At 70.2% G+C, this 11,530-nt stretch carries 10 protein-coding genes, 1 tRNA gene and 1 pseudogene; 5 read left to right on the top strand and 7 right to left on the bottom strand.

All coding sequences use genetic code 11. From position 1 onward, the window contains the following. A pseudogene (locus ACFWYS_RS46105) lies at window positions 1–2,091 on the bottom strand (hypothetical protein); the annotation flags it as partial. Window positions 2,092–2,357: 266 nt separating this feature from the next. On the opposite strand from ACFWYS_RS46105, the gene ACFWYS_RS46100 reads away from it, so the two are divergent. Beyond that, window positions 2,358–3,227: a hypothetical protein gene (locus tag ACFWYS_RS46100; protein WP_384782983.1), complete on the top strand. Its 870-nt coding sequence runs from the start codon at window positions 2,358–2,360 to the stop codon at window positions 3,225–3,227. A gap of 236 nt (window positions 3,228–3,463) precedes the next feature. Here ACFWYS_RS46100 and ACFWYS_RS46095 read toward each other — a convergent pair. From ACFWYS_RS46095 to ACFWYS_RS46085, 3 genes are all read right to left on the bottom strand, one after another. Further along, window positions 3,464–3,537, bottom strand: a tRNA-Pro gene (locus ACFWYS_RS46095). A 33-nt stretch (window positions 3,538–3,570) separates the two neighbouring features. Next, window positions 3,571–4,377, bottom strand: a complete 807-nt coding sequence (locus ACFWYS_RS46090) for a Pr6Pr family membrane protein (RefSeq protein ID WP_384782981.1) — start codon at window positions 4,375–4,377, stop codon at window positions 3,571–3,573. 166 nt (window positions 4,378–4,543) lie between these two features. Beyond that, complete coding sequence (locus ACFWYS_RS46085; protein WP_384782978.1) at window positions 4,544–5,470, bottom strand: metallophosphoesterase; 927 nt, start codon at window positions 5,468–5,470, stop codon at window positions 4,544–4,546. A gap of 130 nt (window positions 5,471–5,600) precedes the next feature. Between ACFWYS_RS46085 and ACFWYS_RS46080 the strand changes: the two genes are divergently transcribed. From ACFWYS_RS46080 to ACFWYS_RS46065, 4 genes are all read left to right on the top strand, one after another. Further along, a complete protein-coding gene (locus tag ACFWYS_RS46080; RefSeq protein WP_384782975.1) occupies window positions 5,601–6,065 on the top strand; it encodes a GatB/YqeY domain-containing protein in 465 nt (154 codons plus the stop codon). Between the two features lie 394 nt (window positions 6,066–6,459). Then, window positions 6,460–6,936, top strand: a complete 477-nt coding sequence (locus ACFWYS_RS46075; RefSeq protein ID WP_384782972.1) for a hypothetical protein — start codon at window positions 6,460–6,462, stop codon at window positions 6,934–6,936. A gap of 44 nt (window positions 6,937–6,980) precedes the next feature. Further along, window positions 6,981–7,196, top strand: coding sequence for a LuxR C-terminal-related transcriptional regulator (locus ACFWYS_RS46070; RefSeq protein ID WP_384782969.1), 216 nt, complete (start codon window positions 6,981–6,983; stop codon window positions 7,194–7,196). 110 nt (window positions 7,197–7,306) lie between these two features. After that, entirely contained in the window at window positions 7,307–7,729 is a 423-nt protein-coding gene (locus ACFWYS_RS46065; RefSeq protein ID WP_384782966.1) for a hypothetical protein, read from the top strand. A 293-nt stretch (window positions 7,730–8,022) separates the two neighbouring features. On the opposite strand, the gene ACFWYS_RS46060 is transcribed toward ACFWYS_RS46065, so the two are convergent. The 3 genes from ACFWYS_RS46060 to ACFWYS_RS46050 all read right to left on the bottom strand — a co-directional run. Beyond that, window positions 8,023–8,679 (bottom strand): DUF1326 domain-containing protein, encoded by a 657-nt coding sequence (locus ACFWYS_RS46060; RefSeq protein ID WP_384782963.1) that lies wholly within the window; start codon window positions 8,677–8,679, stop codon window positions 8,023–8,025. Between the two features lie 142 nt (window positions 8,680–8,821). Further along, window positions 8,822–9,658, bottom strand: coding sequence for a DUF2182 domain-containing protein (locus ACFWYS_RS46055; RefSeq protein ID WP_384782960.1), 837 nt, complete (start codon window positions 9,656–9,658; stop codon window positions 8,822–8,824). 139 nt (window positions 9,659–9,797) lie between these two features. After that, on the bottom strand, window positions 9,798–11,530 hold a 1,733-nt coding region (locus ACFWYS_RS46050), incomplete at its 5' end, for a WD40 repeat domain-containing protein (protein WP_384782957.1).

Genomic DNA, 11,530 nt, shown 5'->3' with positions numbered 1-11,530 from the left:
GAGGCGCCCACCGGCACCGAAGTCGATGACGCCCGCTGTCGACTTCGGCGCGTCGAGCCAACGCCCGGCTTCCCTGTCCCACAGCCGTATGCCCCTGTCGTCCTCGACGACGGCGAGCACCCGGCCGTCGGGGGACGCAGAGGTGACCTGTCCGGCGGGCAGTCGGCCGGAGGAGATACGGCGATGGGTGGCCACGTTCCAGGTCCGCCAGGTACGGCCGTCGACGCTGAGCAGGGTGCGGCCGGAGTCGACGAGGAACCGCGTGGGGCCGTCCCCGGGGGCGGGGTCGGTGAACGTGTCGGTCTCGGGCTGCGCCAGCGCGCCGAACAGTGCCCGCCGGGACTCGGGCAGTGGGGAGATCCGCCAGGCGGCGACGCCGAGCAGCATCGCGGTGTGCGGGTCGGTGGTGCGCAGGCCGTCGGCGACGTCGGCGACGCGACGGGCCGCGTCGTCGGTGCTGCGGCGCAGGTTGTCGTCGTGCTGCTGCCAGGCGACGAGCCCGGCCACCAGCGCCACCGCCAGCACCGCCGAGATGGTGGTGACGAGGATCCGGGCCCGGCGTCTGGCCTGCGTGGCGGCCCGGCGCTCCGCCTCCCGGGCCTCGAAGGCGGCAACCAGGAAGTGCCGTTCGGTCGCGGTGAGCGCGGCGTCGGTCGCGTGGCCGGGGAAGAGTTCCTCGGCACGGGCCAGGCGGGCTCCCCGATACAGCGCCCCGGGGTCGTGGTCGTGCTCCAGCCACACCCGCGCGGCCTCCGTCAGCTGCCAGTGGTGCCGCAGCCGCTCCCGGTCCTCCTCGATCCAGCCGTGCAACCGGGGCCAGCAGGTGATCAGTGCCTCGTGGGCGAGGTGGACGCCGTCGTCGTCGACCGTCAGCAGCCGGGCCCGGGTCAGCCTCTCCACCACCAACCCCACGTCAGGGTCGGCCCAGTCCGCCAGCTCCGCGTTGCCGAGTGGCCGCCGGGTGTCCGGACTCCCCTGACCCGGCTCGATCATCCGCAGCAGCAACTGCCGGGCCACCCGCCGCTGCGTCTCGGACAGCCGTCCGTACGCCTCCTCCGCCGTCGCCGCGATCGCGCCCCGCACCCCGCCCGCCGCCTCGTACGCGGCCAGTGTCAGGACCCGGCTCCGGCGCCGCCGCCAGGTCTCCAGCAGGGCGTGCGACAGCATCGGCAGCCCACCGGGCTCGTCGAGCACCTCCGCGACGATCCGCGCGGTCAGCTCCCGCTCCACGATGAGCCCGGCCGCCTGCGCGGGCCTGACCACCACGTCCCGCAACTCGTCCGCGCTCATCGGCCCGACCAGCATCGCCGCCCCGTACAGCGCCTGCGCCAGCCCCCGGTGCTCGCCGCAGCGGGCGTAGAAGTCGGCGCGTACGGAGACGAGCACCCTCAGCCGACTGCCCGGCTCATGGGCGGCGAGGAGCAGACCGAGGAACCGGTCCCGCTCGGCCTTGCCCCGGCAGAGGGTGAAGACCTCCTCGAACTGGTCGACGACGACCCAGCTCTCCGGTTCGTCCTCGCCGGGCGCGAGCAGATGCCCGTATGTCTGGGCCGGCCGTGCCCCCGGCGTGAACACCCGCAGCGCCGCCGGCCGCCCCAGGCCCGCGATCCGCTCGCGCAGCCGGGGTATCAGACCGGCCCGCAGCAACGACGACTTCCCGCTCCCGGACGCCCCGAACACCACCGCGAACCGGTGCGAACACACCAGCTCGCTCAGTTCCTCCACCAGCCGGTCCCGCCCGAAGAACAGCGCACGGTCGTCCGGCTCGAAACGGGCGAGTCCCCGATACGGCGGGGCGGCGTCCTCATCCTCCCGAGGCTCGCCCGCGACCTCGGCCTCGGCTTCCTTCCACCGGGCCTCCCACTCCGCCGCATCGCCCCCGCACGCCCGCACGTACCCCTGGAGTACGGCGAGCGACGGCAGCCGCGTGCCGTCCACCGCCCTCGACAGGGTGACCGCGGTGAACCCGGCGGTGTCCGCCATGCTCCGGTACGACGGATTCCCCGCCGCCCGCCGCAGCTCCCTCAGCTCATGGGCGAGCCGCGGTATCGGGCCCGCGGCCGGATCCACCGGCCTCTCCGGACGTCCCACCGGCCCACCCCACTTCCGTACAGCTCCCCCATGGCGGATGAATGCGATATTCCAGGCGATCAACCTATGTTCCGCCTGGATCGGATGTCGCCGCTTTCCGACGGGATGTGGCATTGATGACAGCGACGGAAGGGCCCGCGTATCAACGCGGGCCCCTTGTTTCCTTTGATTCATCTGGTGACAGGGACGTGAGTATCAACCTTCGGGGTTGCCAGCCTCGGTCTCGTCAGGCCGGAACCCGGCAGACCGAGCACTGGAGAACCCCCATGCCCCACTCACACAACGTGGCGGTCCCCGAACAGGGCCGCATGACCGAATCATCCAGGCGACACCGGATGCCGAATCCGGTGCTCCGCGTCCTGCAACTGCTGCTGGTGATGATGGTCGCCACGACGTCACTGGTGACGGCCGGCGGCGCCGCCAGCGCGTCCAATGAGCCCAATGGCGGGCGGCCGCAGACCAGTCCGCCCGCCGTGGTGTACCGCGGTGACTCCCGGAGCCCGAACGACATCTTCGCGCACGGATTCGTGTCCCGGGGAACGAACTACGACCTCACGGCCCATGTCCAGGGCGACCGGGCCCACAACTCCGGCTACATATCCACCTCGGGCAGCGTCGAGATGGCGGAGACCTTCGCCCGGAGCCAGGGCCTGCGCAATCTCGCCGCGGAAGCCGCCCAGCCGCGTTGTCAGGGAGTCGGGTGGTCGATCGGCCAGTCCATCCCCGTCGTCGGATGGCTGATCACGTCCAGCTGCCACCACTCGGTGGTCACCGCCAGGACTTTCGTCTACACGATCAGGCCGGAATTCGCGTCCGTCATGCTGCACGTTCCCAACCAGGTCCAGGGCACCTCCCTCGCTCGCTACTCGAACCAGGACGAGTGGGCCTTCATGCGCCAGATTCCGAACTGGGCGATCACTGGTGTGCGCATCTACGCCATGGAGGCGCGAGCGGTCGGCAGCCTTGTCCAGCCGCAGAGCATCACCTTCCGGTTCGAGCGCTGGGTACCGAACCCCAACTACAACATCGACTACTTCCGTAACCACCGCTACAACCCGAGCAACGACCCGGCCGCCGAGTTCAGCCCGAACACGCGCCTGAACCTTCCTCCCCGTTGCAACCAGGGGTGCCACTAGCACCGGTGACGTAAGGGGCGCGCCGCGTCCGGAGAGCGACTCGGGGCGGCACCACCGATCCCCACGGTGGTGCCGCCCTTCATCGGTGGTGCGACTACCCGGCTGAGCGAATCAGGGGTGACCGTGGGGAGTCGATTTCCTTGATCCACTCCCCATTCGTTCCCCAGGGACCCCGCGGAACGAATCAGGGCCGGCTTCCCGTGAAGGAAACCGGCCCTGACTTGGTGTTTCGGCTGTCGGGGTGGCGGGATTTGAACCCACGACCTCTTCGTCCCGAACGAAGCGCGCTGCCAAGCTGCGCTACACCCCGATGTCGCTGCTTGTCGCGGCGACGACGTTTACTTTAGCCCACTGGTGGCTGGAGACGAAATCCGGTTTTGGCGCGGCGAAGGACACGGCGGCGGATCGGGTTGGGGCGGGCGTGGTCGACGGCCACGAGGGCGATGGCCAGGGCGTAGATGCCGAGGCCGATGAGGAGGGCGTTGCCCAGGACGCTCTTGTAGCCGTGCCGGTCCACGTCGAGGAACGGGTAGAGGTAGCGGCCCGGCGTGTCGGCGAGGAGCTCGCCTCGGATGAGGCTGAACGACAGGTAGGTCAGGGGGTAGATCAGCCACGTCGCTGCCTGCCGTAGCCGCAGCTGGCCGGCGGCTGTCAGGAGCAGCCAGTCCAGTACGGCCGCGATGGGCGTCACCGTGTGCAGGATCTGGTTGGTGATCACGTGCCAGCCCGTCGGGGCGGTGGCCTCGCCCGTGAGGACGCCGGGAAGCGTGAAGGGGCTCGCCTGGTTCGCCAGCAACAGGTGGTAGACGAGGCCCGTGACCACGGCGTAGAGCAGCGTGGCCCCCGTCAGGGCCGACGGCAGGGGGCGGCGGGCCGTCCAGGCGCGGCGGGCCGCGAGGGTCAGGACCAGGGCCAGCAGGATGTTGCTCTGGATCGCGAAGTGGCTCAGGGTGCGCAGCGGGCCGCCGAAGGTCACCTCGACCGTCACTGCCGCGCTCGCGGCCAGCGCCACCAGCAGGCGGTACGCGGCGGTCCAGGGGCGGCGCGTGGGGTTCATCACCGCCGTGGCGGGGACGTAAGAGGGCAGCAGCGTGGGGATGCCCGGTATCGCGGGGAGGTCCGGGATGTCCCTGGGTATCGGGGCGGTCATGCCCTCACGCTAAGCAGGTGGGGCGAAACGGGCGATACGGGTAATCCGTGCGGGTGACCTGAGGGCCCGTAGGGCGCCTGCGTTTCCGCCTTTCATTACGCCGAGCGGCCCTGCCTGGAGTCAGCCCTCCCCGCCAGGTCCTCCCCGCCCGACTGCGCCCCCTCCGCTACTCCCGCCCCACCAACGTCAACAACGTCGCCTCAGGCGGGCAGGCGAACCGGAACGGTGTGTATCGGTTCGCCCCGCAGCCCGCCGAGACATGCAGGTACGACGTGCGACCCTCCGCCGTATGCGTGGACAGTCCCTTCACGCGGTCCGTGTCCAGGTCGCAGTTGGTGACGAGGGCGCCGTAGAAGGGGACGCAGATCTGGCCGCCGTGGGTGTGGCCGGCCAGGACCAGGGGGTAGTCGTCTGCCGTGTAGGCGTCCAGGACGCGCAGGTACGGCGCGTGCACCACGCCCATCGCGAAGTCGGCCGTGCCGGACGGGCCGCCGGCCACCTGCTCGTAGCGGTCCCGCTTGATGTGCGGGTCGTCCAGGCCGGTGAGCTCGACCGACACGCCCTCGATCTTCAGGGTCCCGCGGGTGTTCGTCAGGTTGAGCCAGCCCGCGGTGTCGAAGCCGTCGCGCAGGTCCGTCCACGGGTTGTGGATCACGCCGACGGCGGGCGGGTTGCCGTTCAGGCCGTGGCGGCCCTGGACCTTCTCCAGCAGATAGCGGGCGGGGTTGCGAGGCTTGGGGCCGTAGTAGTCGTTCGAGCCGAAGACGTACGCGCCGGGGAACTCCATCAACGGGCCCAGCGCGTCCAGCACCTCCGGCACGCCCTCCGGGTCCGACAGGTTGTCGCCCGTGTTGATCACGAAGTCGGGGCGCAGGCCGGCCAGGGAGCGCAGCCAGCGCTGCTTCTTGCGCTGGCCGCCGACCATGTGGATGTCGGAGACCTGGAGCACGCGCAGCGGGCGCATGCCCGCGGGCAGGACGGGGACCGTCACCCGTCGGAGGCGGAAGAGACGGGCTTCGACACCAGCCGAGTAGAGAAGACCGGCGGCGCCGACCGCCGTGATTCCGAGGGGTACTCCGTATCGCGCGCGCATACGACCATCGTGTCAGACCCGGGGAGCGCCCTGCGCCCGGCAACCCCCTCCGCCTCCGGTACGGCCCCTTCGCGCAGGTCCCTTGAAATCAACGGGCGTTCCGCTCACCACACCTGCGACAATCGACCCCATGACCACGCTCAAGTCGAAGCTGCAGGAAGACCTCAACGCCGCGATCAAGGGGCGCGACGAGCTCCGCTCCTCGACGCTCCGGCTGACGCTCGCCGCGATCACCAAGGAGGAGGTCGCGGGCAAGGAGAAGCGCGAGCTCTCCGACGACGAGGTGCAGAAGGTGATCACCCGCGAGGCGAAGAAGCGTCGTGAGGCTGCCGACGCGTTCGCGCAGGGTGGTCGTGCCGAGCAGGCCGAGCGGGAGAAGGCGGAGGGCGAGGTCCTCGCCGCGTACCTGCCGAAGCAGCTCAGCGACGACGAGCTGAACCAGATCGTCGCCCAGGCCGTCGAGGAGGCCAAGGCGGCCGGCGCCGAGGGGCCGCGGGCCATGGGCGCCGTCATGAAGATCGTGAACCCGAAGGTGGCGGGTCAGGCGGAGGGCGGCCGGGTCGCCGCCGCGGTGAAGAAGCTGCTCGCCGACTGAGACGCCGGTTGGCCCAGACATCGGCCGGCTCAGAGTCGGTAGGCCGAGACTCTCGTCGGCCCGGGAGGGCATCCTGAGACAGGGTGCCCTCCTTTGTGCGTTCGGAATGCGGACGCCTCGCCGGATGTGGCGATCGCTCTCTCGTTCTAATTTCCATTGTGGTGGCGCGTTCCGGACGGTAAGGTTGTGGCGTCCTGATGCGCGTGGTGCAGGCGTGGCGGGGGTACGGGGATACGGGGCTTACATTTTCTGATTTGTGCATTGTTTCTACGGGTGACCTGTGCGCGTTTTCACGCGACCGCAGGCCCGTTTCTGTGGCCACGTTTTTCTCAGGTCCTCGACCAGGCCTGAAGTAATCGGGTCCTTGACCGGCCCGAAGCAAGGGGGAAATGAAATGAAGCGTGCTCTCAGCAAGAGATCGCTCACCCGACTCGCGCTGGTTCCGGCCGCCGCGACCGTCTTCACAATGATTCCACTGGCCGGCAGTGCCTTCGCGGTGGGCTGCAATGGCACGGGCTGTGAGAACAAGGGCCCCGTGTCCATGGGCTGCGACGCCGACGGGCACACCGTCCTGGTGGGCGAGGTCTACTCGGACAACGGCGGCCGCACCGACTACGAACTGCGCTGGAGCAACAAGTGCTGGGCCGGCTGGGCCCGCACCGGGGACTCGAAGTGGGCGGCCACGATCTCGGTCGAGAAGTGGAACCCGGACCGCACGAAGCTGATCACCCGCCGCACGGTGACCATCAAGAACGGCCAGCACGACTGGACCAACATGGTCGGCGGCAAGGGCTACATGGTGCGCGCCTGCGCGACCGAGAAGAGCACCGGCAACACGGACTGCACGAAGTTCGTCGGCACCGACTCCTGAACCACCCTCGTCTTTGGCATTGTCAGTGACTTGGGGGGCTCGTAATGGACCATCCATCAGTGATCGATGAAGTTGACCTGTGCATTCTTCGGCTGCTGTTCGAAGGGCTGGGTGAAGACGCCATCGGACGACGGTTGGGGATCGGGCGCCGCACAGTTCAGCGCAGGATTCGAAATCTGATGCTTCGCTGGCAGGTTAAGGGGCGGGTAGCGCTGGGAGCGCGGGCCCAACAGCTGGGGTTACTGGCGTCAAGAGTATGACTGCCGAAATTCATGGCGCTTATTGGCCACCGGGAATTCTTGTCCCTCCTGTCGGGGGCGCCATAGGGTTTTTTCGGCGAATTCGCATTCTTCTGCAGAGAGGTTTCTCCATGAAGCTGAGCATCAAGCGTCCTCTGGTCGCCGCAGCCGTCGGTGCCGCCGCCTTCGGGCTCGTGACCACCGTGGGCACCGGCCCGGCGGCCGCGTCCGGACTGGCGACCGTCAGCTGGTGGCACAACTGGGACGGCCCCACGTACGCCGGCGGAAACGGCACGCTTGAGCCCCTCGGCGAGGTGCTGTGGTCGGAGGACATGCAGGCGGACGGCTGGGGGACCCGTGCCCAGCTGCAGTACAAGGACTCGTCCGGTCACTGGCACAACACCGGCGGGGTCTGCTTCGACGACACCTCCACCACGGGCGCGACCAAGTGCGACAGAAGCGTCGCCGAAGGCACGCCGGTCCGGGTGCACATCTGGGCGTCCAAGGACGGTGCCACCCGCGCGAGCAACTACAGCAACGTCGTCGACGCCTGAGCCACGGGGAGCCGTGCGAGTGAGCCACGGCGGGTGAAGACGCCCTGCACACAGAAGGGGGGGGGGGCCCGGCGGCCGACCCCACCCGAGCTCAAGACCCGGCCCCCCCGCGACCAGGGGACGCGCCCCGGCACGGCGCCCACGCCCCAGCCCCCCCCCCCCCACCCTCCCCCTTTTTATGTCGTCCCGAGCCCGCACCCGGAATTTATCCATTCTCGTTGCATCCGTTGCGACACATTCACAAAATGGTCACGGGTGCAAAGTGTCGGCTGAGTGGCCGGGCAGCCGGTTCTTCAGTCAGGGCCGCTCCAGTCGAACGGGAAGTACTTGCTCGACTTGCCGGAGCGCTCCCAGGAGAAGCCGAACGCGTCGGCGCGGTCGACGGTGGCCCGGCCCCATGTGGCGATCTGGCCCGGCCCCACCTCGGCGCCCGGGGCGTTGTGGACCTGGACGCGCGCGCCGTTCGGGGTGGTCGGGCCGGTGAGAGCCTCGGCGGTCGCCGTGACACGGCCCGGGATCTCGGCTCGCCAGGTGGCAAGGTCCTCGTCGATCTCCACATGGATGGGGGCGATGTCCATGCCGCGCATCTCGGGGTGGAACATCTCCCCGAACTGCGCCGGCCAACCGCCCGCCTCACCGCCGAATACGGCTCCGAGTGCGGCCCGCTGCTGGTCGTCGGCGCGTTCGTCGAGGAAGACCGCGGCATACGGCTCGGTATGCGTGCCGGCCCACGGGTTGCCCTCGAAGGAGCCGAGCATCAGGACGTTGAGATCGTCGAGCTGTACGTCGCCGAAGTTGCCTTCCCGGATGTGCCAGACCAGTACGCCTTCGCAGTCACCGTAGGTCGGGGGCTGCGCGAACGTGCAGGGGCAGGGTATGGCGCACTTGCACACGTCGAACCAGTCGCCGGCCAGGTGCCAGCGCGTACCGGTGGTGGCCTGTTCTGTCATCTCGCTTCCCTCCTGCCGAGCCCGAAGGAGCTCACTCGGAGTGGCGAGACCGCGTAACCCGAGCCCGCTCCCGGGATCGGGAGGGTGGCCTCCCTACCAGCTTGCACCTCAGTTCCCGGACGGGAAACCGGTCCAGGGGTGATCACATGCCGTCCATTGACGGCATCGCGCCCTGCAGCCCCGGCAGCAGCCAGTCCTGGAACGGTGCGAGCAGGGCCAGGACGAGGAAGGCGACGCCCACGACGGTGGTGAGAAGCAAGCCCCGGGACCACAGCTTCTCCAGGAAGATCACCAAGGCCAGTGCGGCCATCGCCGCCACGTTCATCACGCCGAGCGGAATGAGGACGACCATCAGCCCGGCGCAGCAGCCGACACAGTAGGCGCCGTGATGGACACCCACCCGCAGGTCGCGCGCCGGCCGCCGGAAGCCGGCGTAACGCACCAGATGGCTCAGCGGGTCGCGGCAGTGCCGCAGGCAGACGTGCTTGAGGGGACCGAGTTGGTACAGGCCGGCCAGCAGGAAGGCGATCGAGCCGATCCAGCGTCCGGCGGTCGGATGGTCGTCCACCAGGTCGCCGGTGAGGGCCAGGGCCCCGTAGGCGAGCAGTCCGAAGGCCGTCCACACCAGCAGATATCCGCCCACGAACTCGATGGTGCGGGCGGCCCGGGTCCAGCCGGAGGCCTGCCGTCCGATGCCCCGCACCCAGGTGATGGCCACCGGTGCCATGGACGGCAGCATCATGGCCGCCATCATCGTCACCCAGAGCAGCAGAAACAGGGGCAGCGCCATCCCCATGGTGCCGGGCTCGACCCCCATGTCCCGGGCCTGTCCGATCGTCAGCGCCCAGGCGGGCACCGCGATCAGGACGACGAGAATCCAGGCGCCCGCGAGATCCCGCGCGGGCAGCAACCCCCCGCCCGCTCCGGTGGGGGCGGGCGACCGGCTGGGTACGAAGGCGGAAGTCCGGCTGCGACGCATCGGTGTTGCCTCCTGCGGCTCCTTCCAGAACAGCACACGAGCACCTGCGACGCGACCTCGCCGGGGCGCCCCGATCAACTCCGGGAAGCGGGGTTCACCACGGCCACGGTGAAGGCTGTGGTCCGGGCTCCGGCCGGCCTCAGTCGCCGCAGAGCTCGCGATACGGCGCGTCCGGGATGTAGGTACGCCACTGAGCCTTCGTCAGGTTCGCGTGGGCCGCTCGGGCGCAGACCTGGGTGGCGGCCCGGTCGGGGGCGACGGTGTACCGCTGGAGGGGGACGTGGGCGCCGGTCGAGTAGAGGGTGGTGCCGTCGGGGCTGAAGGCGAGGGAGCGGACGGCGTCGCCGGGGGTGGTGAGTGGGCCGCCGAGGGGCTGCTGGGTGGACGTGTCCCAGAGCTGGAGTGTGCCGGCGTCGCCGCCCACGGCGAGGGTGCGGCCGTCGGGGCTGAGAGCGAGGGCGCCGACCCCCTCCGGAGTGTCGCCGAGCGGAGCGGGGAAGACGTTGCGCAGCACACCGGCGCGGTGTCGTACGTCCGCGTCCCACAGGCTGACCCGGCCGGTCAGGTCGCCGGCCGCGAGCCGGGAGCCGTCGGGCGCGAAGGCGAGGGCGCCGATGGTCGTGCCCTGGGCCAGTTCCTTCCGGGTGACGGGGCCGGAGGGCAGCCGGGCGACGCGGTCGTCCCCGACGAGCAGCCGGCCGTCGGGGCGCACGGCCAGGTCGGTGCCGGTCGCGCCCGGGAACACGGCGGTCCGCCGGTGGCGGGCCGTGTCCCACACCTCGTGGGCGTACTCGCCGATGGAGGTCGCGCGGGTGACGTACAGGCTGCGGCCTCCGGGGCCCAGGGCCAGTGACTCCACCAACTCGCCGTCAGCGGACGTCGGCAGTTCCAGCGTGGTCCGCTCGCGTCGGCGGGCCAGATCCCAGAAGGTGAGCCGCTGCGCTGCGGGTATCCCCCGGGAGACGGTCAGGCCGTAGGCGAGTGTGGTGCCGTCCTGGCTGAAGGCCATCAGGAGCCGGAGCTCGGACAGGGTGGCGGCCGGCTCGGCCCGATCACGGGGAGCGGGCGGTGGCGGGGTGGGCAGAGTGCGGATCACCTGCCCGTCGCCGGCGTCGCGGAGCCGGACGCGGTACGTGGCCCCGGTGGGCTCGGCGGTGGCGAGGGTACGCCCGTCAGGGCTGAGCAGGGTCTCCGCCGGGCGGGAGACCCAGGTGGAGGTGACGGCCGCGCCGAGGTCGAGGGTGTGGACGGTGCCGCCTTCGAGATAGCGCAGACGGGGGCGGTCGGGGTCCCAGGCGAGCGTGCCATAGGCGCTCTGGTTGTTCAGGGGGTGCCGGAACACCGGCGCGGTGGGGGCGGCGAGCCGCCACACCTTGATCTCGCCGCCCTGCACGGCGGCCAGGAAGGCACCGTCCTCGTCGAAGGACGGGTATTCCGCGCCGGGTGCGTCGAGGTCGGCTACGGAGCGTCCTGACGCGGTGTCCCAGACATGCGTCTTGCCGTCGCCGAGGACGACGAACCGGCCCCCTTGGGCGAACACCAGGGTCGAACGCTCGTCACAGAGGGCGCCCGCCCGCTCCCAGGCCCCGTGCAGAACGCGGTCGTGGGCGAGTTCCCGGACCTGCGGAGCCTTCCCGGCCGGGCAGACGGCCACCAGTCGGCCGTCCGCGCTCGGCGCCACGTCCGTCGGACTGGGCGCCGAGGTGTCGAACAGGGGGCGGCCGTCCGTGACAGAGCGCAGCCGCACCCGGTCGTCGCCCACATCGCTCTCCATGTAGAGGCGCCCACCGGCACCGAAGTCGATGACGCCCGCTGTCGACTTCGGCGCGTCGAGCCAACGCCCGGCTTCCCTGTCCCACAGCCGTATGCCCC

It is taken from the genome of Streptomyces sp. NPDC059010 (assembly GCF_042740355.1).
GTDB lineage: Bacteria > Actinomycetota > Actinomycetes > Streptomycetales > Streptomycetaceae > Streptomyces.
Note: the sequence above shows the minus strand (reverse complement) of the source record. Positions and strands in the feature narration are given on the sequence as shown.

What these genes read in the sequence shown, in the direction of transcription:
- ACFWYS_RS46070 (WP_384782969.1), top strand. Translation starts at nt 6,981, where the DNA reads ATGGACCATCCATCAGTGATCGATGAAGTTGACCTGTGCATTCTTCGG.
- ACFWYS_RS46085 (WP_384782978.1), bottom strand. Translation starts at nt 5,470, where the DNA reads ATGCGCGCGCGATACGGAGTACCCCTCGGAATCACGGCGGTCGGCGCC.
- ACFWYS_RS46060 (WP_384782963.1), bottom strand. Translation starts at nt 8,679, where the DNA reads ATGACAGAACAGGCCACCACCGGTACGCGCTGGCACCTGGCCGGCGAC.
- ACFWYS_RS46065 (WP_384782966.1), top strand. Translation starts at nt 7,307, where the DNA reads ATGAAGCTGAGCATCAAGCGTCCTCTGGTCGCCGCAGCCGTCGGTGCC.
- ACFWYS_RS46075 (WP_384782972.1), top strand. Translation starts at nt 6,460, where the DNA reads ATGAAGCGTGCTCTCAGCAAGAGATCGCTCACCCGACTCGCGCTGGTT.
- ACFWYS_RS46090 (WP_384782981.1), bottom strand. Translation starts at nt 4,377, where the DNA reads ATGACCGCCCCGATACCCAGGGACATCCCGGACCTCCCCGCGATACCG.
- ACFWYS_RS46055 (WP_384782960.1), bottom strand. Translation starts at nt 9,658, where the DNA reads ATGCGTCGCAGCCGGACTTCCGCCTTCGTACCCAGCCGGTCGCCCGCC.
- ACFWYS_RS46100 (WP_384782983.1), top strand. Translation starts at nt 2,358, where the DNA reads ATGCCCCACTCACACAACGTGGCGGTCCCCGAACAGGGCCGCATGACC.
- ACFWYS_RS46080 (WP_384782975.1), top strand. Translation starts at nt 5,601, where the DNA reads ATGACCACGCTCAAGTCGAAGCTGCAGGAAGACCTCAACGCCGCGATC.